Annotated in this window: 19 protein-coding genes and 1 tRNA gene; 12 read left to right on the top strand and 8 right to left on the bottom strand. The window is 69.6% G+C overall.

The annotated features are described in order from the left end of the window. Positions 1-138 precede the first annotated feature (138 nt). On the top strand, positions 139-399 hold the full coding sequence (locus tag ACWD0F_RS31895; protein ID WP_449881939.1) for a hypothetical protein: 261 nt from the start codon (positions 139-141) through the stop codon (positions 397-399). A gap of 492 nt (positions 400-891) precedes the next feature. Here the strand turns inward: ACWD0F_RS31895 and ACWD0F_RS31890 are convergent. Then, positions 892-962 (bottom strand) — tRNA-Gly (locus ACWD0F_RS31890). 99 nt (positions 963-1,061) lie between these two features. On the opposite strand from ACWD0F_RS31890, the gene dcd reads away from it, so the two are divergent. The 3 genes from dcd (at position 1,062) to ACWD0F_RS31875 (ending at position 3,516) form a co-directional block, all read left to right on the top strand. Continuing rightward, positions 1,062-1,637, top strand: coding sequence for a dCTP deaminase (gene dcd, locus ACWD0F_RS31885; RefSeq protein ID WP_449881936.1), 576 nt, complete (start codon positions 1,062-1,064; stop codon positions 1,635-1,637). Between the two features lie 250 nt (positions 1,638-1,887). Then, complete coding sequence (locus ACWD0F_RS31880) at positions 1,888-2,505, top strand: DUF47 domain-containing protein (RefSeq protein WP_449881934.1); 618 nt, start codon at positions 1,888-1,890, stop codon at positions 2,503-2,505. A gap of 6 nt (positions 2,506-2,511) precedes the next feature. Next, the gene (locus tag ACWD0F_RS31875) at positions 2,512-3,516 is read left to right on the top strand and encodes an anion permease (protein WP_449881931.1); all 1,005 of its coding nucleotides are present in this window, start codon (positions 2,512-2,514) and stop codon (positions 3,514-3,516) included. Between the two features lie 180 nt (positions 3,517-3,696). Here the strand turns inward: ACWD0F_RS31875 and mshD are convergent, their stop codons facing one another. Then, on the bottom strand, positions 3,697-4,605 hold the full coding sequence (gene mshD / locus ACWD0F_RS31870) for a mycothiol synthase (RefSeq protein WP_449881929.1): 909 nt from the start codon (positions 4,603-4,605) through the stop codon (positions 3,697-3,699). Between the two features lie 108 nt (positions 4,606-4,713). Here mshD and ACWD0F_RS31865 point away from each other — a divergent pair, with 108 nt between their 5' ends. Further along, positions 4,714-6,495, top strand: coding sequence for a bifunctional metallophosphatase/5'-nucleotidase (locus ACWD0F_RS31865; protein ID WP_449881926.1), 1,782 nt, complete (start codon positions 4,714-4,716; stop codon positions 6,493-6,495). Between the two features lie 99 nt (positions 6,496-6,594). On the opposite strand, the gene ACWD0F_RS31860 is transcribed toward ACWD0F_RS31865, so the two are convergent. Beyond that, the gene (locus tag ACWD0F_RS31860; protein WP_449881923.1) at positions 6,595-6,903 is read right to left on the bottom strand and encodes a pyrophosphatase; all 309 of its coding nucleotides are present in this window, start codon (positions 6,901-6,903) and stop codon (positions 6,595-6,597) included. Positions 6,904-7,039: 136 nt separating this feature from the next. Here ACWD0F_RS31860 and ACWD0F_RS31855 point away from each other — a divergent pair, with 136 nt between their 5' ends. Continuing rightward, entirely contained in the window at positions 7,040-8,023 is a 984-nt protein-coding gene (locus ACWD0F_RS31855; protein ID WP_449881920.1) for an NAD-dependent epimerase/dehydratase family protein, read from the top strand. A gap of 79 nt (positions 8,024-8,102) precedes the next feature. Here ACWD0F_RS31855 and ACWD0F_RS31850 read toward each other — a convergent pair whose 3' ends face one another. Further along, positions 8,103-8,609 (bottom strand): GNAT family N-acetyltransferase, encoded by a 507-nt coding sequence (locus ACWD0F_RS31850; protein WP_449881917.1) that lies wholly within the window; start codon positions 8,607-8,609, stop codon positions 8,103-8,105. Between the two features lie 96 nt (positions 8,610-8,705). Beyond that, positions 8,706-9,233 carry a GNAT family N-acetyltransferase gene (locus tag ACWD0F_RS31845; protein WP_449881915.1) on the bottom strand — a complete coding sequence of 176 codons (528 nt, stop codon included), beginning with the start codon at positions 9,231-9,233 and terminating at the stop codon, positions 8,706-8,708. Between the two features lie 397 nt (positions 9,234-9,630). Here ACWD0F_RS31845 and ACWD0F_RS31840 point away from each other — a divergent pair, with 397 nt between their 5' ends. From ACWD0F_RS31840 to ACWD0F_RS31825, 4 genes are all read left to right on the top strand, one after another. Then, positions 9,631-10,377 (top strand): histidine kinase dimerization/phosphoacceptor domain-containing protein, encoded by a 747-nt coding sequence (locus ACWD0F_RS31840; protein WP_449881913.1) that lies wholly within the window; start codon positions 9,631-9,633, stop codon positions 10,375-10,377. Next, complete coding sequence (locus ACWD0F_RS31835) at positions 10,374-11,033, top strand: response regulator (protein ID WP_449881911.1); 660 nt, start codon at positions 10,374-10,376, stop codon at positions 11,031-11,033. The genes ACWD0F_RS31840 and ACWD0F_RS31835 overlap by 4 nt, the downstream gene beginning before the upstream one ends. Positions 11,034-11,186: 153 nt before the next feature. Next, entirely contained in the window at positions 11,187-11,504 is a 318-nt protein-coding gene (locus ACWD0F_RS31830; protein ID WP_449881906.1) for a hypothetical protein, read from the top strand. 23 nt (positions 11,505-11,527) lie between these two features. Beyond that, complete coding sequence (locus tag ACWD0F_RS31825; RefSeq protein WP_449881903.1) at positions 11,528-13,651, top strand: carbon starvation CstA family protein; 2,124 nt, start codon at positions 11,528-11,530, stop codon at positions 13,649-13,651. Positions 13,652-13,684: 33 nt separating this feature from the next. On the opposite strand, the gene ACWD0F_RS31820 is transcribed toward ACWD0F_RS31825, so the two are convergent. Next, complete coding sequence (locus tag ACWD0F_RS31820; protein WP_449881900.1) at positions 13,685-14,272, bottom strand: histidine phosphatase family protein; 588 nt, start codon at positions 14,270-14,272, stop codon at positions 13,685-13,687. A 52-nt stretch (positions 14,273-14,324) separates the two neighbouring features. Between ACWD0F_RS31820 and ACWD0F_RS31815 the strand changes: the two genes are divergently transcribed. Beyond that, positions 14,325-15,275: a DNA polymerase domain-containing protein gene (locus tag ACWD0F_RS31815; RefSeq protein ID WP_449881898.1), complete on the top strand. Its 951-nt coding sequence runs from the start codon at positions 14,325-14,327 to the stop codon at positions 15,273-15,275. Between the two features lie 118 nt (positions 15,276-15,393). Beyond that, a complete protein-coding gene (locus ACWD0F_RS31810; RefSeq protein ID WP_449881895.1) occupies positions 15,394-16,899 on the top strand; it encodes a M28 family metallopeptidase in 1,506 nt (501 codons plus the stop codon). Positions 16,900-16,944: 45 nt separating this feature from the next. Here the strand turns inward: ACWD0F_RS31810 and ACWD0F_RS31805 are convergent, their stop codons facing one another. Further along, positions 16,945-18,321: a M20/M25/M40 family metallo-hydrolase gene (locus ACWD0F_RS31805; RefSeq protein ID WP_449881894.1), complete on the bottom strand. Its 1,377-nt coding sequence runs from the start codon at positions 18,319-18,321 to the stop codon at positions 16,945-16,947. Between the two features lie 60 nt (positions 18,322-18,381). Further along, the gene (locus ACWD0F_RS31800) at positions 18,382-19,935 is read right to left on the bottom strand and encodes a M28 family peptidase (RefSeq protein ID WP_449881891.1); all 1,554 of its coding nucleotides are present in this window, start codon (positions 19,933-19,935) and stop codon (positions 18,382-18,384) included. Positions 19,936-20,006 lie beyond the last annotated feature (71 nt).

Genomic DNA, 20,006 nt, shown 5'->3' with positions numbered 1-20,006 from the left:
CGTCCTCCAGGTCGATCTCCGTCGATGCCTGGATCACATTACTCATCAGGTGTGTTCTCCTTGATCAGGAGTTACACCAGTGACCGTACAGTCCCACCCGCCGCTCGCGGAGTACTGCAGATCCACTCGGCAAGATCGGTGATCCAACAGTATCGGATCGACGATCAGTGGCCGGAAGAGGTCGTGGACCTCTATTCCATACCGGCCGTCGACGTCTCGCCTGATCAGGCTCTGGCTGGTCGATGGGACCTTCCCGATGTGACGCTCAAGTATGGCCCGTTGACGCGGCAGGCCGCGCTGGGCCCGGGAACAGGGTGGGAACCCGTCTTCGGCGTGATGGAGGCGTTGGGGCGGCGGTTCGGGCCCGATGGCGTGCGGTTGGTGGTCTGGTTCGACTAAGAGAAGAGGCACCTGCGGGAGCACGGCGATTGATCGAAAATCCCTCGACACTGACTGCTGTGTTGTCAGATTGGGAGTTGCAGGGATCCTGGCTCGTGGGGGCGTTGACCTGCGGCTGAGGCCGGTCGTGAGTGACCGTGGTTGACCCCTCGTTACCGCCCTTAATGGCACGACGATCAGCCCGCGACCTGGTGTTTCCGCGCAACGCGCACGCACTGCCCGCCTGATCATCCCGTCTGCCGTCGACCCGCCCGAAGGGGAAGCGGGCCATGGCCCTGGTCTGGCGCTGATCTACCAGCACACCGCGATGGAGCGCGACAGAGCCATCGCGGACGCTCTCGGCAAGCTCGCCGAGGAAGCCCTCAAGCCAGAGCCGGAAGAGCAAGATCCAGACGGATCGGGCACGTAGCGGGCACGGAAGATCGAAAAGAGCCCTAGAAACAATCAAGGCCAGGTCGGGAATCCATCCCTGACCTGGCTTTTCGTAGTGAGAGCGGGTGACGGGAATCGAACCCGCGCTGTCAGCTTGGGAAGCTGATGTTCTACCATTGAACTACACCCGCGCAGCGACCCAAGGCCGCGTCCCCACTGTAGCGGAAACTTGGGCCACATCAGCAATCCCGGCCCCGCACACTTCCCCACCTGACGGTAAGTTGCTCAGCGTGCTGCTATCTGACCGCGACATCCTTGCCGAGATCGAAGCCGGCCGGCTCGCGCTGGATCCGTTCCATCAGGACATGATCCAGCCCTCCAGCATCGACGTCCGGCTGGACCGGTTCTTCCGGGTCTTCGAGAACCATCGGTATCCGCACATCGATCCAGCGGAGGAGCAGCCGGACCTCACACGCATGGTGGAGCCCGCGGAGGACGAGCCGTTCATCCTGCATCCGGGTGAGTTCGTGCTGGCCTCCACCTACGAGGTCATCACGCTTCCTGACGATCTGGCGTCCCGGTTGGAGGGGAAGAGCTCGCTGGGGCGGCTCGGGTTGCTGACGCACTCGACGGCGGGGTTCATCGATCCGGGGTTCAGCGGGCATGTGACGCTGGAGTTGTCGAACGTGGCCACGTTGCCGATCAAGCTCTGGCCGGGGATGAAGATCGGGCAGTTGTGCTTGTTCAGGCTCAGCTCTCCCGCCGAGCATCCCTACGGCTCCGCCAAGTACGGATCGCGCTACCAGGGCCAGCGGGGGCCCACGCCGTCCAGGTCGTTCCGCAACTTCCATCGTTCAAAGATCTGACTTAGATGAACGACAGATGAACATCGAGGGAACAACGCTCGGGCCAAGATCCTGATTTGTTCACCCGCGAGGGTCGTTCGGGGTGGCGTCGCGGGGGCTCAGGCTGCAAAAAGCGCTCAAACTAGGCGCTTCCTCGGTGTCGTACAACAAACGTCGGGTAGCCATTAGGCGAAGGGGACATGAAGTTCGCATTTCGCCTGGTTACCCGTACTCTCGTCCACGGACCATCCCCGCACATCTGGAGAACGACGTGCGCCTGCGTCTCACACCACGTGAGGACAGCTACTACGACCTGTTCGCCGACTCCGCGAACAACCTGGTCACGGCATCCCGCCTGCTGGTAGAGATCATCAGCGACGGATCGGACAGGGAAGCCCTGGCCGAGAAGATGCGCGCCTGCGAGCACGCCGGCGACGAACGCACTCATGCGATCATGAACCGGCTCAACGAGAGCTTCATCACTCCCTTCGATCGCGAGGACATCTACCGGCTCGCCTCGAACCTCGACGACGTGATGGACGCCATGGAAGCGGCGTCCGACCTCATCTTCCTATATCAGATCGACCACCTCCCCAAGGACGTCGTCCGCCAGGTCGAAGTGCTGGAGCGGGCAGCCGAGCTGACCGCGGAGGCCATGCCGCGGCTGCGGTCGATGAAGAACCTCAACGAGTACTGGATCGAGGTCAACCGCCTGGAGAACCAGGGTGACCAGGTCTACAGGAGGCTGCTGGCCAAGCTCTTCAGCGGCGAGTACGACGCGCTCACGGTCATGAAGATGAAGGAGGTCGTCGACGCTCTCGAAGAGGCCGCCGACGCCTTCGAGCATGTGGCCAACACTGTCGAGTCGATCGCGGTCAAGGAAAGCTAGGCCTAGGTGGACCTCACGCTCGGCCTCGTCATCGGTGTGGTCGTCATCGCACTGGCTTTCGACTACACCAACGGGTTCCACGACGCGGCGAACGCCATCGCGACCTCCGTCTCGACCCGGGCCCTGACCCCTAGGGCCGCTCTGTTCATGGCCGCGGCGATGAACTTCATCGGCGCCCATCTGGGTACCGCGGTCGCACAGACGGTCGGCACGGGCATCATCGACGCTCCGAACGGCTCACACGGCCTGGTCATCGTGGCCTCGGCGCTCATCGGCGCGATCGCCTGGAACCTGATCACCTGGTATTTCGGTCTGCCGTCCTCCTCCAGCCACGCGCTCATCGGCGGCCTGGTCGGCTCCGCGCTCGCCTCGGCCAGCGTGGTGCACTGGGATGGCGTCTTCGAGAAGGTGGTGATCCCGATGGTGTTGTCGCCACTGATCGGGTTCACGCTCGCCGCGGCCGTCATGATCGCAATATATTGGATCTTCCGCAACAGCCAGCCGGGCAAGACCAACCGCGGCTTCCGCTACGCGCAGACCGTCTCGGCCGCCGCCATGGCGCTTGGGCACGGGCTGCAGGACGCGCAGAAGACGATGGGTGTGATCTTCCTGTCCCTCGCCGTCGGCGGCTTCGCCAATCCGGGCGATCCCATCCCGCAGTGGGTCATCCTGTGCTCGGCGGGCGCGATCTCGCTGGGGACGTACGCCGGAGGCTGGCGCATCATGCGCACGCTGGGGCGGCGCATCATCGCGCTCGATCCGCCCCAGGGGTTCGCGGCCGAGACGGCGGCGGCCACCGTGCTGTACGGGGCGGCCATCGGGTTCGGGGCGCCCATCTCCACCACCCACACGATCACCTCGGCGATCATGGGTGTCGGCGCCACCAAGCGGCTCAGCGCCGTGCGGTGGGGTGTGGCCGGCAACATCGTCACCGCGTGGATCCTGACCATTCCGGCGGCGGCCCTGGTGGCCGCGGTCTCCTACTTCATCCTCCACGCGATCGTGGAGTAGCCGGGTAGCCGGGTAGCCGGGTCAGGGCGTCGCCGGATGAGTCACGTCCGGGGTCAGGGCGTGGCCGCAGGAGTCACGTCCGGGTCAGGGTGTGGCCGAGTGGGGTCACGTCCGGGTCAGGGTGTGGCCGAGTGGGGTCACGTCCGGGTCAGGGTGTGGCCGAGTGGGGTCACGTCCGGGTCAGGGTGTGGCGGCGTACATCACGTCCACGTCCCACCGGTTGAAGCCGAGTCCCTCGTACAACCTGATCGCCGCCGTGTTGGCCTCGTCCACGTACAACATCGCCTGGGCGAGGCCGCGCGAGCGCAGGTGGTTCAGGCCGGCCAGGGTGAGCGCCTTGCCGAGGCCGGTGCCCTGCTGGGAGGGGTCGACACCTACGACGTACACCTCGCCGAGCGGCTCGTGGCCGTGCTCGGACGAGCCGTGGATCTTCGTCCAGTGGAAGCCGGCCAGGCGGTCGCCCCGGAAGGCCAGGAAGAACCCGGCCGGGTCGAACCAGGGCTCCCGCTCGCGCCGGAGCAGGTCGTCGATCGTCCAGGCGCCCTGTTCCGGGTGATGGGCGAAGGCGGCGGCGTTGACCTTGAGCCAGGCGTCCTCGTCCTCGCCGGTGACGAACGTGCGCAGGCGTACCCCGTCGGGGAGGGGGACGGCCGCGAGCGGGGCGAAGAGGGAGCGGCGCATCTGCCAGAGGGAGCGGACCCGTTCGAAGCCGAACGCGGCCGCCAGCGCGCCGGCGGCCGTATGGCCGCCGTGGGCCCACAACCGCAGCCGGCCGCCTGTGAGGTCGAGGACGGCCTTCAGCAGGTACGTGCCGTTGCCCTGACGGCGGTGGGCGGGATGGATGACCAGCTCGGCGCTGGGGCCCTCGACCTCGTCCGTGGGGTCCATGTGGGCGTAGCCGGCCAGAGCCGTGCCGGAGTAGAGCAGCAGGGAGCGCGCGCGTGGATCGCCGCCGTAGCGCAGGTGGAGCATCACGTGTTCGTTCAGCGGGCGGACGCCGTCGGTCTCCGTCGCCGCTTCGACCAGGCCGAGCACGTCGGCGATTTCTGTGTCATCAAGCCGTTCGCTGATCTTCACGCGCACACTCACAGAACGAACTCTAGGCGTATGACTGGCAAATAACGCCATGTGACAGCCCGGCAAATCGTTACCTTTGCGACATGGGCTGCATAGGTTGCGGCCGTAACGTCTTAGGCCATGACCTCTCGTTCCTTCCTCCGGCTCGCTCTCGCCGGAGCGGTCGCCTCGGGTGCGGTTCTGTTCGCCACCCTTCCGGCGGATGCGAGCAAAGCCCTCCGGACTGTTCCCGTACGGCTGCTCGCTCTCAATGACTTCCACGGCAACCTCGAGCCCCCGACCGGGTCGTCCGGCCGCATGGTGGACGAGAACGGCGTCACGGTCGAAGCCGGCGGCGCCGCGTACGTCGCCACCCACATGAAGGCCCTGGCCGACAAGAACACCATCGCCGTGGCGCAGGGCGACCTCATCGGCGCCACCCCGCTGATCTCCGCGGCCTACCACGACGAGCCGTCGATCGAGTTCATGGGCAAGCTGGGGCTCAAGGTGGCCGCGGTGGGCAACCACGAGTTCGACGAGGGCTACACCGAGCTGCGGCGGATCATGAAGGGCGGCTGCCACCCGGTGGACGGGTGCTCGCCCGCCGGCCCGTGGAAGGGCGCGAAGTTCGACTACGTGGGCGCGAACGTCCTGTTCAAGAAGCCCGGTCAGACGAACGACGCGGTGGCCGCCCTCGGCGGGTCCGCGCAGGTCAAGAAGGTGCTGTCGGAGTGGGGCGTGCCCGCGCTGCCGCCGGTGAGCATCAAGTGGATGAACGGGGTGCCGATCGGGTTCATCGGGCTCGTCACGCAGACCACGCCGAGCATCGTCACGAGTGAGGGGATCAAGGACCTCACGTTCGTGGACGAGGTCAAGGCCGCGAACGTGGCCTCCAGGCTGCTCAAGCTCGTGGGGGTGAAGGCGCAGGTCGTACTCGTGCACGAGGGCGACCAGGTGACCGCGGGGCAGTCGCCCGACGCGTGCGCCGCCGTCCCGGGGGCGGGCAACCGAATCGCCACGCAGGTGGACTCCGAGATCGACGTGATCCTGAGCGGGCACTCGCACCAGGCGTACCTGTGCCGGGTCACGGACCCGGCGGGCAACGACCGGCTGTACTCGCAGGGCGGGTCGTTCGGGCGGGTCATCACGCAGGTGGACCTGAACGTGAACGTCAGGACGCGGGACATCGAGCGCGCTTCGGTCGTGGCCGACAACCACGTCGTGACCCGCACGGTCACCGCAGATCCCGAAATTTCGGCGTTCGTGCAGACGTGGAAGGACCGTGTCGCGCCCGTCGCGAACAAGGCGGTCGGCACGATCACCGGCGACATCACGAACACGGCCGTCGCCTCCGGCGAGTCCCCGCTCGGTGACCTCATCGCCGACGCGCAACTGGCCGGCACGCGGACGGGCGGCAACGCGCAGATCGCGCTGATGAACCCGGGCGGGGTGCGGGCCTCGCTGACGTACGCGTCGTCGCCGGCCGGTGAGGGGGACGGGGTGGTCACGTACGGGGAGGCGTTCACCGTACAGCCGTTCAACAACCTGATGCAGGTGGTCACGCTGACGGGCGCCCAGCTCAAGACGGTGCTGGAGCAGCAGTTCACCGGCGGGCCGAACGCGCAGGCGTTCACCAAGATCCTGCAGCCGTCGGCGAACTTCACCTACACCTACAGCCGCGGCGCCGCATGGGGCGCCAAGATCTCGGAGATGAAGATCGACGGGGTCGCGGTGACGGACACGCAGACCATCCGGGTCGCCGCCAACAACTTCCTGGTGGGCGGGGGCGACGCGTTCCTGGCCTTCAGGGACGGGACGGAGCTGTGGAGCGGGCCGCTGGACATCGACGCCTTCGTCGATCATCTCGGCCAGAACAACCCCGTCGCACCGCCCGCCACCAACCGCATCACCGCGATCGACTAGCCGCTGCTCTCGCGGGGCCCGCCCCTTTCATGGGGCGGGCCTTTTCACACCCATCCTGTACGGCGGCCCGACCCTTGCCCGGTCACCGCCACGCGGCCGCTACGTGCGGTTTCGTACCAGCCACTTCCGTTCGATCTCCGCCGGCAGATCCACCCCGTGATGGCGGGCCATGAGCACCACATGGCACAGGACGTCCGCCAGCTCGGCGCGGAAGTTGGCGTCCAGCTCCGCCTCCGAGCGGCCTTTGGTCCTGGCCCGGCCGGTGCGCATCAGGAACGCCTGGGTGAGCTCGCCGATCTCCTCCTGCAGCTTGAGCAAGAACCAGGTGTCGTCACGCTCGATCCCGAGCCCCTCCGCGTACCGTCTGGAGACGGACTCGACCTCGTCGGAGAGCTGGCGTAGTTCCATGTCACAGAGTGTAGGCGCGCCGGCCTCGGTGATCTCCCGGGTCAGGGCGCCGCGTTGCCGGCTTCCGCTCGTGGCGATTCCGCTGAGGGCGTGCACATCTATCGCATCGGCCGTCGAGCGGCCAAGGTGAGATGCCATGAGGGTTCTTGTGCTGGGCGGCACGGAGTTCGTGGGGCGGGCGTTCGTCGAGGAGGCGCTGGCTCTGGGCTGGCAGGTGACGACGTTCAACCGGGGGAGTCGTGAGCTCCATGCGGGCGTGACGGCGCTGCGCGGCGACCGGTCGGTGCCCGGTGGGCTGGCCGCGCTGGAGACCGGCGAATGGGACGTGGTGGTCGACACGTGGTCCTGGGCGCCCGCGGCGGTCAGGGACGCCGCGTCGCTGCTGGCCGGCCGGGCCGGCCACTACGTCTATGTGTCGAGCCGGTCCGTCTACGCCGATCCGGTGCCGTTCGGGGCGGACGAGAGCGCGCCGCTGGTGACGGCGGCGGCCGATGACACCAGTGGCGACTACGCGAAGAACAAGGCGGGGGCGGAGGCGGGGGCGCTCGCCGCGTTCGGGGATCGGGCGCTGCTGGCCAGGGCGGGGCTGATCCTCGGCCCTTACGAGAACATCGGCCGGCTGCCGTGGTGGCTCAGCAGGATCGCGCGCGGCGGCCCGGTGCTCGCGCCCGCGCCCGGCAACCTCGGCCTGCAGTACGTCGACGCCCGTGACCTGGCCCTGTGGTGCCTGAAGGCCGCTGAGCGCGGGCTCGGCGGGCCGTACAACGTGGTGAGCCCTCCGGGGTTCGTCACGATGCGGGAGCTGCTCGACACCTGCGTCAAGGTCACCGGGTCGGATGCCGAGCTGCGCTGGGTCGAGGCGGACCGCATCCTGGCGGCGGACGTCTCGCCCTGGTTGGATCTGCCGATCTGGCTGGTGGGCGACGACTACGACTTCATGCACGGGGGCGATGTGTCCAAGGCGCTGGCGGCGGGGCTGCACTGCCGGCCGGTGGCGGAGACGGTCGCCGACACGTGGGCCTGGCTGCGGAGCATCGGGGGTCAGGCTCCTCAGCGGCCGGATCGGCCTTCCGTGGGGCTCGACCCGGAGGTGGAGGGACGGCTGCTGGGCTTGGCGTGAGGTCATCCGGGGGTGGAGGGACGGCTGCTGGGGTCGGCGTGAGGTTGCCCAGGGGTGAAGGCGTCGGCGTGCGGGTGTGTCAGTCAGACGGAGGGCTGACGTAGTGGTGCAGCAGGGCCGGCTCGCCGGCCGCGTTGAGCCAGGTGGCGCGGGTGCTGCCGACCCGGCGCCAGCCGGACCGTTCGTAGAACGCGATGGCGGCCCCGCCCTCAGCGGAGACCTCCAGCTTGAGCGGGGTGGCCGCGGCGGCGCGGACGGTGTCCAGGAGGCGGGTGGCGAGGCCGTGGCCGCGGGCGGCGGGGGTGAGGAACAGGCGGGTGATCTCGGCGTCCCGGGTGAGCGCCACATGCCCGAGCACGCCCGTCGGCTCGACCGCCGGCCCTGCTCCCGTCTGCCCTGCTCCCGTCGTCGGTCCTGGTTCGCCCGTCGGCTCGATTGCTATCCAGGCGCCGGTCAGGTCGTCCGGGGTCAGCCAGGCCGCAGGGTTGTCCGGCCAGTCCACGGGATAACGATCGGCGGCTTGCACCTCGGCGAGCGCTTTGACGCACGCGTCCAGGTCTTCGGGGGTTCGGGGTCGGATCTCCACGAGAGCCAGCCTATGAGCGGAAACGACCCCTCGACTCTCCGGCAGGCGCGAGACGCGACGGGCCCATCGACACGCTCCGCCAGGCCGGGGCAGAGCTCACCTCAGCTCCGAGCTCAGCAGGCCCATCATGAGGAAGTCGTGCCTCTTGCCTCTGGCCAGGAACGCCTCCCGTCGCCGCCCCTCCTCCACGAACCCCACCTTCGTGTACGCCCGCACGGCCGCCGCGTTCTCCGCGACCACCCACAACATCACGCGGTGCAGCCCCATCTCCTCGAACGCGTACCGGCAGATCACCCGGAGCGCGTCGGTCGCGTAGCCGCCGTTCCAGTGATCACGGTCGCCGATGGCGATGCTCTGCAGAATGGCCTCGCCGTGCACGAAGTCGGTGTCACCGAGGGCGACGTAGCCGATCAGCCGGCCGTCTTCGAGCGTCTCGATGCCGAGCACCATCTGCTCGAACGTGTTGCGCGGCCGGCTCGCGCCCTTCTCCATGTTCTGGGCCAGGGAGATGGGCGGGCTGCCGTTCATCCAGCGGCCCACCTCGGCATCGTGATACCAGTGCCACAGGGGCTCGCTGTCGGCGGGCTCCAGGGCGCGCAGGCGCACACGTTCTCCGGTCAGCACAAAGATCTCCTCCTGATGGGCCGGAGACATCATGCAGGGGTCTTGAGCTGCGACGCAAGGGAATTTCGCCGCGCGGGCGGCCGGGCCCGCCAGCGGGAATGGTGACGGCCACCGCTGTCCGCTCCGTCCGAAGAGCCACGGTTACTTACGGAGGAGAGCGGGGCGATGGCCGCGCACAACAGTTTGGTGCCTGGACGGCGGGAGCGAAGCCGGATCGGCACCGGTGACTCCCACTTCTTGGCAGGCCCGGTCCTCCGTGGTCGGTCAGCGGCGCCGCGGGATTGGGCTTGCGATGTGCGGATGGCCGCGCGGCTGTGCCCATGTCGTACCTTGCGGCGGACGTGACCGTACTTTCGACCGAGGCGGCGGAGGAGCGGTGGCTTCTAGCCTGGGCGGTGTGGAAAGTCGGCGGTGGGTGGCCGAGGCGGGTCTCGGGGCCGTGTTCGCGGCGGCGGTGGCGTTCCAGGCGTACCGGATCGCGGAAAGCTGGGGCGGCGCCTTCTGGTGGTTCGGGTGCGCGGCCGGGACGGTGGTGTGCGGTCTGGCGCTGGTACGGCGGCGGGCCCCGTTCTGGACGGCCATCGCGGGACTGGCCGTGGCGGGGGCCGCCATCGTCGTCACCCGGGTGGCCGGGCTGCCGGCCGAGCCGGGGCCCGCCATGACGCTGGGGTGGTGCGTGCTCGTCGGTGCCGCGATCCGGGTGCTGCCGGTCCGGCAGGCCGCGACCCCGGCCGCCGGGGGGTTCGCGGTGGTCGCGGGCGGCCTGGTCGCCTGGCGGCTGGCGGACATCGCGAGCGGCCTGGCCACCGGCGTCAACCCGGCCGTGGTGACGCTGAACGCCCTGGGCTGGCCGGCCGCCCTTGCTGCCGGGCTGGGACCGCGCCTGCTGGACGCGCGTCGCCGGGCGGTCGCGGAGCGGGGACGCCGGCACGAGCGCCGTGTCCTGGCCAGGGAGCTGCACGACGTCGTCGCCCACCACATCACCTGCGTCGTGCTGCGGGCCCAGGCGGCGCAGGTGGTCGCCCGCAGGCATCCGGAGCGGACGGAGAGCTCGCCGGCGGAGATCGAGGTCGCCGGATCCGAGGCGCTGGCCGCCACGCTGCACGTCACCGATCTGCGCGTCACTGAGCGGGCCCGCCGATGAGTATCACGGTCCTGCTGGCCGATGACGAGGCGATGATCCGCAGTTGCCTGCGTCTCATTCTCGAAGACCAGCCCGACATCACCGTGGTGGCCGAGGCTTCGGACGGCGCTGAGGCGGTCGCGCTGGCCAGAGCGTTGCGCCCCGACGTGTGCCTGGTCGACGTTCAGATGCCCCTCTTGGACGGCATCGAGGTCACCCGCGCGCTGGCCGGTCCGGACGTCCCCGACCCGCTCCGGGTCCTCGTGGTCACCACCTTCGACCTCGACGAGTACGTCTACGGCGCGCTGCGCGGCGGCGCGGCCGGTTTCGTGCTGAAGGACGCGGGACCCGATCTGCTCGTCGAGGCCGTAAGGGCGGCGAAGGCCGGTGACGCCCTGATCTCGCCTTCGGTCACGCTGCGGCTGCTGCGCCGCCTCACGGCGACGAAGGCGCCCGCCCGCGCGCCCGCGCAGCGGCTGTCCGGACGGGAGACCGAGGTGGTACGGGCGGTCGCCAGGGGACGGACGAACCGGGAGATCGCCGCCGAGCTGGTCATCTCGGTGAGCACCGTGAAGGGCCACATATCCGCCATCCAGGCCAAGCTCGGGATGCGGAACCGGGTGGAGATCACCGCCTGGGCCTGGGAGAACCGGATGGCGGGCAGTCAGCCCGCGTAACTCAGTCCAGACACGGTCCGCGCAGTTCCTCCGGGAGCTGCGCGTTTTCGTGTCAAAGCCACCGGGTCAGGGGCGCTTTTCTCGTTTCAAAGGTCACTACAGCGGGTAAGGCCGACGTTAAATTCTGAGCTGCCTGATATTCAGGAGCCCCAGATGTCCCGTATCACGCTTACCCCCGCCGCCCGTGAAGCGCTGGACGACGAAGAAGTGGTGTTCTTCGACTGGCACGTGACCGGCCTCTGCTGCGCGGACGCGGGCGAGTTCTCGGTCCGGCCGCTGCGCCGCGCGCGACTGCCCCGGCGGGCGCGCAAACTCGGGACCGATCTGGTCTACGCCCATCCGACCGCCTGGGTGCATCTCGTCGAGCGTCCTGTCACGATCGACTGCCGCCCGCTGTGGCGCTGGCGGCGTTTCGTCACCGATCTGCCGCCGGACGCCGGCCTGCGCTGCTGCCTGGGGCGCCCTGTTTAGCCCTCATATAGAGGAGGTAACCGGTGAAGCTGCGCTCCATCATCATCTGGACGGCGGTGGCTCTCGTCGGAGCCATCGGGTGGGGTGTCCTCGCCCTGTCCAGAGGTGAGAATGTCAACGCGGTGTGGCTGCTCTGCGCGGCCATCGGCTCCTACGCCATCGCCTACCGGTTCTACGCCCGCTTCATCGTGCGCAAGGTGTTGCGCGCCGACGACCGCAGGGCCACCCCGGCCGAGCGGCTCGACAACGGGATCGACTACCAGCCGACCGACCGGCGGATCCTCTTCGGCCACCACTTCGCCGCCATCGCCGGGGCGGGCCCCCTGGTGGGGCCGGTGCTGGCCGCGCAGATGGGATACCTGCCCGGCACCATCTGGATCGTCGCGGGGGTGATCTTCGCCGGCGCGGTGCAGGACATGGTGATCCTGTTCTTCTCCATGCGGCGCAACGGCCGCAGCCTCGGGCAGATGGCCCGCGAGGAGATCGGTCCCGTGGGCGGGGTGGCGGCGCTGGTCGCCGTCTTCGCCATCATGATCATCCTGCTCGCGGTGCTGGCGCTGGTCGTGGTCAACGCCCTGGCGCAGTCGCCCTGGGGGGTCTTCTCCATCGCGATGACGATCCCGATCGCCCTGTTCATGGGCTTCTACCTGCGGGTGTTCCGGCCCGGCCGGGTCGTCGAGGTCACCGTGATCGGGGTCGCGCTGCTGCTCCTGTCGATCGTGGCGGGTGGCTGGGTGCAGGAGTCGAGCTGGGCGCCGTTCTTCACGCTCAGCCCGTCCGCGCTGGCGCTGTGGCTGATCGCGTACGGGTTCGTCGCCGCGGTGCTGCCCGTGTGGATGTTGCTCGCGCCGCGCGACTACCTGTCCACGTTCATGAAGATCGGCACCATCGTGCTGATCGCGATCGGCATCGCCGTCACGGCGCCGCCGCTGCGGACCACCGCGTTCACCGACTTCGCCTTCAGCGGCAAGGGGCCGGTCTTCGCCGGATCGTTGTTCCCGTTCGTGTTCATCATCATCGCCTGCGGCGCGTTGTCGGGGTTCCACTCGCTGATCTCCTCCGGCACGACGCCCAAGATGATCCAGAAGGAGACCCAGGTCCGCATGATCGGGTACGGCTCCATGCTCATGGAGTCGTTCGTCGCGATCATGGCCATCACCGCGGCCTGTGTGCTGACCCCCGGGCTCTACTTCGCGATGAACTCGCCGGCCGGTGTCGTCGGGGCCACGGTCGAGACCGCGGCGCAGGCGGTCACCAACCTGGGCTTCGTGATCACACCGGCGGAGTTGCAGGCCGCGGCGGCGGCCGTACAGGAGCAGACCCTGATCGCCAGGACGGGCGGTGCGCCCACGCTGGCGGTCGGCATCTCGCAGATCTTCTCCGGGTTCCTCGGCGGAGCGGGGTTGCAGGCGTTCTGGTATCACTTCGCGATCATGTTCGAGGCGCTGTTCATCCTCACCACGGTCGACGCGGGGACGCGGGTGGGCCGGTTCATGTTGCAGGACACCATCGGCAACCTGTGGAAGCCGATGCGCAGGGTGAGCTGGTGGCCAGGACTGGTGGCGGCCAGCGCGATCGTCGTGGCGGCCTGGGGGTACTTCCTCTACCAGGGCGTCAACGACCCGCTCGGCGGGATCAACCAGCTCTTCCCGCTGTTCGGCATCGCCAACCAGCTGCTCGCGGCGGTGGCGCTCACGGTGGCCACCACCCTGCTGATCAAGAGCGGGCGGCTGAAGTGGGCCTGGGTGACCGGGGTGCCGCTGGCCTGGGACGTGGCCGTCACGCTGACGGCCAGCTACCAGAAGGTGTTCTCGGCCGATCCCACGCTCGGCTTCTTCGCCCAGCGTGACCGCTACCAGTCCGCCCTGGACCAGGGCAGGCTGCTGCCGCCCGCCAAGACCCAGGACGCGATGCAGCAGGTCGTGGTCAACTCCACCGTGGACGGGATCCTGGCCGCGCTCTTCGCGGTCCTGATCATCGTCGTCATCCTGGACGCCGCGCGCGTGTGGGTGCGGGCGATCAGGACGCGGGAGCCGCTGCCCAGCTCGGAGGCGCCGTTCGAGGAGTCGAAGATCCTCGCCCCGGCCGGGCTCATCCCGACCCGCGAGGAGCGCGAGATGATGGCGAAGGCGTCCTCCGGCGGCTAGCCGCGGCCGCTTCCTCCCGGGGCCCGGGGCCGGTTACAGGCGCAGCTCCGGGGGGAAGCCCGTCCACCGCAGCTCAGCGGGCAGGTGCGCCATGTCGTTGAAGCAGAGCAGGGACGGCGGGCGGCTGGGCGCGTACTTGATCACGGTCAGGGCGGCGTTGCCGTGGTTGAGGCCGAGCCAGCGCCATTCCGGGGCGTCCAGCGCCGCGCGGACGAGCCAGCCGATCAGGAAGTTGTGGGTGACGACCAGCTCGTGGCGGGTGCCGTCGACCGGGCCGGTGAACAGGTCGAGCGCCTGGCGGGCCAGCTTCTCGCCGTTCCCGTCCTCGGGGAACTGGTCGAGGAAGCGGGCCAGGTCCGGCGGCAGGACGTCCTTGTCCGGGCGGTACGGCACATAGTCTCCGGCGGCCTCCGAGACCTGGAGGGGCACGCCCGGGAGCTGCTCGCCGATCAGGCGCGCGGTCTGCGCCGCCCGGGGGAGCGGGCCGTGATGCACGGCCGACAGGGGGACGTCCTGGAGCCGCGCGCCGAGCAGCGCGGCCTGGCGGCGGCCGTTCTCCGTCAGCTCGCGCTCGTCCGGCGTCGCTTCGCCGTGCCGGGTGAGATACAGGAAACGGGTCATGGGCGGCCTCTCGTCGTTGACCGGTGGTGCGCGTGTCGGCATCGTAGGGCGGGTGGCCACCGATGAGACGCGTGACGGTGTCGCGCTGAGCAACCTCGACCAGCCGATCTTCGACGAGGCGGGGGCGACCAAGCGCGACCTGGTCGATTATCTCGACGCCGTCAGCGACCGCATCGTCCCGGTGCTGCGCGGGCGCGCGCTCTCGGTCGTCCGGGTGCGCCCGGGGCAACCGCCGTTCATGCAGAAGAACCTGCCCAAGTACGCCCCCGAGTGGGTGAAGTCGGTCTCCGTCTGGGCCGAGGCGTCACGCAGGCAGGTGACGTACGCGCTGTGCGACGACAGAAGGACGTTGTTGTGGTTCGCCAACCAGCGGGCGGTGGAATACCACCCGGCGCTGTTCGCCGGCGAGCACCCCACGCACATGGTGCTCGACCTCGACCCGCCCGAGGGGACCGAGGCGTTCCCGCTGGCCGTGCGTGCCGCCTTCCTGGTACGCCAGGCGCTCGCCGACGCCGGCCTGTCCGGGGCGGTGAAGACCAGCGGGGCCAAGGGCGTGCACGTGTTCGTGCCCGTGGTGCCGGAGACCGCGATGGACGACCTGGCGGCGGCCACCCGGGCGCTGGCCGCCCGCGCCGAGCGGCTGGATCCGGCGCTGGCCACCACGGAGTTCATCCGGGAGGACCGCGCGGGCAAGGTGTTCGTCGACTCCACCCGGGCGGGCGGGGCCACGGTGGCGGCCGCCTACAGCCCCCGCATCCGCCCCGGCGTCCCGGTCTCCTTCCCTGTGCCCTGGGCGGACCTCGGCCAGGTCGCGCCGGGCGACTTCACCGTCCGTACGGCGGCGGGGCTGCTCAAGCAGGCCGACCCGTGGGCCGAGCAGATGCCGCGGCCGCAGCGGCTGCCCGACGACCTGGTCGCGGAGGGGCACACGATCCCGGTGGCCCGCGTGCGGGCGATGCATGAGGGCAAGCGCCGCGCGGCACGCGCCCGGCGCGGCGAGTAGGGCTATGTAAGGATTTTGCCGCATTAGTGGGTCTTCACAGTGATTTCTGGACGGGTTACGTTCTCGTCGCGGCTCGGGGGAAAAGTGCCGCGTTCCAGGCCCATCAGGGGGACCCCTTATGCGCAGAATCGTTATCGCGATCATCACCGCCCTCGTCTTACCCGTGGCCATGGCGACACCGGCCAGCGCCACAGGTCTGGACGACGTCTTCGCCAAACTGCTCGTCAAGAAGGTGAAGGGCGCCAACGCCAAGAAGCACCTCGAAGCCCTCCAGGCGATCGCCACCGCGAACGGCGGCACCCGCGCGGCCGGCACGCCGGGCTACGACGCCTCCCGTGACTACGTGGCGGGCAAGCTGCGCAAGGCCGGCTACAAGGTCACCCTGAAGCCGATCGACTTCGTGGAGAGCTGGACCGAGAACAGCCCGCCCACCCTGAACCTGACCGCGCCCACCGCCAAGACCTTCCTCCCCAACGAGGACTTCTTCACCTTCCAGCCCTCACCGGCCGGTGACGTGACCGCGCAGGTGCAGGGCGTGGACCTGACGCTGCCGCCGACCCCGACGCCCACCTCGACCAGTGGTTGCGAGGAGTCGGACTTCGCCGGCTTCGTGGCCGGCCGCATCGCGCTCGTCCAGCGCGGCACCTGCGCCTTCGCCCTGAAGGTGCGTAACGCGGGCCGCGCGGGGGCCTCCGGGCTCATCGTGTTCAACGAGGGCCAGCCGGGGCGGACGGACGCGTACCCGCTGGACATCGGCGAGTGGCGGGCCGGCATCCCGATGGTGTTCGCCGACTTCGCCGTCGGCAACGAGCTGGCCGCGACTCCCGGCGCGACGGTGCGGCTCAAGGTGGACGCCACGCTCGTGCTCGGCACCAACGACAACGTGATCGCCGAGTCCCGCTTCGGCGACCCGCGCAACGTCGTGATGGTCGGCGCGCACCTCGACAGCGTGCCCGCCGGTCCCGGCATCAACGACAACGGCTCGGGCACCGCCTCGATCCTGGAGGTCGCCGAGGAGATGGCGGGCTTCCCGATCAAGAACAAGGTGCGCTTCGCCTTCTGGGCCGCCGAGGAGATCGGCCTGCTCGGCTCCGACCAGTACGTCGAGGCCCTGACCGCCGCGGAGCGGGACCGCATCCGGGTGTACCTGAACTTCGACATGGTCGCCTCGCCGAACTACGCGTACATGCTCTATGACGGTGACGACTCCGACGCCGAGGGCTCGCCCGCCGGGCCGCCCGGATCGGCCGAGATCGAGAAGCAGCTGGAGAAGTTCTACGGCTCCCGCAACCTGCCCACCATCGGCACCGACTTCGACGGCCGCTCCGACTACGGGCCGTTCATCGCGGTCGGGATCCCGTCGGGCGGCATCTTCACCGGAGCCGAGGGCATCAAGACGCCGGAGGAGGCGGCGCTGTTCGGCGGCACGGCCGGGGTCGCCTACGACGTCTGCTACCACCAGGCGTGCGACACGATCGCCAACATCAACGACACCGCCCTGGACGTCGATCTGGACGCCATCGCGGACTCCACCGCCAGGTACGCACTCAACCTGCGCGCCATCCCGCCCCGCGCCGCCACGCAGCGGGCGGCGGCCGCGGTGACGGCCGAAGCGGCGAACTGACCCCAAGGGAGAGCCGGGCGGCCCCCGCCCGCCCGGCTCCCCTCCTCAGCTCGCCGGCACGGGGAAGCTGACGGGGCTGCGATGCCCCGTCTTGTCCACGGCCCGCACCCCGAACTGGAAGTTGTCCTTCGACATCCCCTCCACCGTGTACGAGGTCACGTCGCCCACGAACCGCGTGTGCGTCCACGACGACGCGGTCGTGTCCCGCCACACCACCTCGTACCCGGCCAGGTCCTGCTCGGGATTGGCGTCCCAGCGCAGGTCCGTGTCGTTGGTCAGCCGGCTGGTGACGACCGCCGCCCGCGCGGGGGACCTGGGCGCGCGGGCGAGCGCCGCCAGCGCCGCCGTGTTGACCTGCGCGACCCGTGCCACGTAGTCGTTCTCGACGAACGGCAGCAGGTCCCCGAACTGGACCCCGTCCTCCACCCGCACGTCCTGGTGCTGGTGCCGGTAGTCCTCGTGCACCTCGGTGAAACGAACGGCGGCGTACCCCTGCTGGAGGAACGGGATCTGGTCCCCGCCGCGCAGGTAGCGGTCCCTGCGGTAGTACATGCGGGCGTCGAAGGCGGGCACGTAGAGCTTGGCGCTCTCGTTGACGAAGCGGGCGAGCTGCCGGGAGACGCCGTCGTTCTCGCCCCCGACCGACTGCCGGACGGCGGCCTGGGCCGGGGTCTCCGAGGTGGGCACACCTTCCGAGAACACCCGGACCGACCGCGGGTCCCGGCCGTTCTCACCGTCGGCGCTGCCGACGATGTCGTTGGTGAACATGCCCTGCACGTCGACGTTGTTCTGCTTGGCCTGCTGCGCGAAGTACGCGGACCCGTACAGGCCCTGCTCCTCGCCCGCGACGGCCATGAAGACCACGGTGGCGTCGAACTCGTGCGCGGCCATCACGCGGGCTGCCTCCAGGGCGACCGCCACGCCCGAGGCGTCGTCGTTGGCGCCGGGGGCGTCGCAGGTGGCGTTCATGACGTCGGTGCAGCGGGAGTCGTAGTGGCCGCTGACCACGTACGTGCGGCCGGCGTCCTGGGTGCCGCGGAGCGTCGCGACCACGTTCGTGATCACGGTGGGGACGGGGACGCGCGGCGAGACCGGCTGGACGAACGACTGCTTCTGCACGGTCATGCGCCCGCCGGAGGTGGCGGCGATCCTGCCGTACTCGTCGTAGAGCCAGTCCCGGGCGGCGCCGATGCCCCGCGCCGGGTCGTCCTGGCTGGACAGGGTGTGCCTGGTCCCGAACGAGGCGAGCTTCGCGATGACCCGGCCGATGTCGCGCGCGGACACCTGCCGCACCATCCCCTCGATCTCGCGGTCGCGCGGGGCGCCGGCCTCCGCGGCCGGGGTCAGGACGGCGGCGAGCAGGGCGACGGCCAGCAAGGGAAGGGTCGATCTACGGACATAGGTCGATAACGGAGGTGCCATGGGGCGGCTCCACAAGGGTGTGGCGGACCGGGCCGGGCGAGGGCCCGGTCCGCGAGGGAGCTATCGGGTGATCTTGACGTCGTCGACGCCCGCCTCGACCAGCGAGGCTCCTGAGGCGTCGGCCGCGTCGATGAGGATGCGGACCGTCTGGCCCGCGAACGCGTTGAGACCGGCGGTGGCCGAGCCCCACGAACCGTCGCGGTCCGAGACCGCGCCGAGTTGCTGGAACACGGTCGCCGTGGTGGTGCCGACCACGCGCACCCTGAGGTAGTCGGCGCTGGAGGCGTTCGAGCCGTGCGCCAGATACCAGGAGAACGACAGGTTCAGCGTGCCCGTGGGCAACGTGATCGGCGGCGACTGGATCGAGGAGACACCGCCGTCGAGGTCGAACGCGCCCGCCGAGGTGCCCGCGAGCCTCCCGGTGACCAGGTCGTTCGTGCCGCTGGCCGTGGTGCCGAGCTGCTTGGCCCCCGACGACGTGGTGGCCTCGGGGTCGCCGCGCTCCCACTGGCCCGTGGTGGCGGTGTCGGTCGCGGCCGGGTTCACGGTCCAGCCGTTCGCCGTCTCGAAGGTGTCCTGCCAGACCACGACAGGGGGCACCGCGGTGGCGGTCGTCCACACCGAGTACGCGATCGCGTCGGCGTTCCGGTCCAGCGCCGTGTCGTTGATGTTGGCCGTGGTGTCGCAGGCGCGGTGGTAGCAGACGTCGAACGCCTGGCCGGACGTGCCGCCCCACAACGTGGCCTGCGCGGCCGTCTTGATGCCCTCGGCACCCGTGAACGTGCCGCCCGCCGGGATGCCCACGGCGATGAACGGGCCGTAGTCGGAGCGGCCGTCGAAGTCGGTGCCCCGGGTCGCGACCCCGATCGAGGTGAAGTAGTCCTGGATGGTCTTCTCCAGGGCCGCCGAGCCGGCCGGTCCGGGTCCGGAGCCGGTGCCGTCGGAGTTGTCGCCGTCGTAGACGAAGTATCCGGGGTTCGGGGAGCCGACCATGTCGAAGTTCAGGTAGCCCTTGATCCTGGCGCGTTCGGCGGCCGGCAGGTTGTTGACGTAGAACTGCGAGCCGCGCAGCCCCAGCTCCTCCGCGCCCCACCAGGCGAAACGCAGGTGCTTGGTGGGCTGGAGCGACTGGCGGGCGACTTCGAGCGCGGTCTCCAGGATGGACGCGCTGCCCGAGCCGTTGTCGTTGATGCCGGGGCCGGCGGTGACGCTGTCGAGGTGCGCGCCGGTCATCAGGATGTCGTTCAAGTCCCCGCCCGGCCAGTCGGCGATGACGTTGTAGCCGGTGGCGCCGTTGTAGGTGAAGGACTGCAGCGCCGTGGTGTATCCGGCGGAGTCGAGCAGGCCCTTGACGTAGTTCGCCGAGGCCAGGTAGCCGGGGCGGCCGTGCGCGCGGGTGCCGCCGTTGGCGGTCGCGATGGACTGGAGCTGGGCCAGATGCGCTTTGACGTTGGTCAGGGAGATGTTCGGCGCGACGGCGACGGCGGTGCGGGCGGTCGGAGCGGCGGCGGCGTGGGCGGTCGGGGCGGCGGCGTGGGCGGGCGGGGCGCCCGGTCCGGCGGCGGCCAGGGCTAAGGACAGTGTGGTGATCGCCGCGGCGATGGGTGATCTCATGCCATTTCTCCAGGCGAGCGGCATGGCGGCGCCTCCATCCGAGGTCGAGGGTGGAAGATCCCGAGATGGTG

This window comes from Nonomuraea sp. NPDC002799 (genome assembly GCF_053592075.1).
The sequence above is the reverse complement of the archived record's forward strand: the minus strand, read 5'-3'. Positions and strand labels throughout refer to the sequence as shown.

What these genes read in the sequence shown, in the direction of transcription:
- ACWD0F_RS31865 (WP_449881926.1), top strand. Translation starts at nt 4,714, where the DNA reads ATGACCTCTCGTTCCTTCCTCCGGCTCGCTCTCGCCGGAGCGGTCGCC.
- ACWD0F_RS31860 (WP_449881923.1), bottom strand. Translation starts at nt 6,903, where the DNA reads ATGGAACTACGCCAGCTCTCCGACGAGGTCGAGTCCGTCTCCAGACGG.
- ACWD0F_RS31855 (WP_449881920.1), top strand. Translation starts at nt 7,040, where the DNA reads ATGAGGGTTCTTGTGCTGGGCGGCACGGAGTTCGTGGGGCGGGCGTTC.
- ACWD0F_RS31835 (WP_449881911.1), top strand. Translation starts at nt 10,374, where the DNA reads ATGAGTATCACGGTCCTGCTGGCCGATGACGAGGCGATGATCCGCAGT.
- ACWD0F_RS31830 (WP_449881906.1), top strand. Translation starts at nt 11,187, where the DNA reads ATGTCCCGTATCACGCTTACCCCCGCCGCCCGTGAAGCGCTGGACGAC.
- ACWD0F_RS31820 (WP_449881900.1), bottom strand. Translation starts at nt 14,272, where the DNA reads ATGACCCGTTTCCTGTATCTCACCCGGCACGGCGAAGCGACGCCGGAC.
- ACWD0F_RS31810 (WP_449881895.1), top strand. Translation starts at nt 15,394, where the DNA reads ATGCGCAGAATCGTTATCGCGATCATCACCGCCCTCGTCTTACCCGTG.
- ACWD0F_RS31805 (WP_449881894.1), bottom strand. Translation starts at nt 18,321, where the DNA reads ATGGCACCTCCGTTATCGACCTATGTCCGTAGATCGACCCTTCCCTTG.
- ACWD0F_RS31800 (WP_449881891.1), bottom strand. Translation starts at nt 19,935, where the DNA reads ATGAGATCACCCATCGCCGCGGCGATCACCACACTGTCCTTAGCCCTG.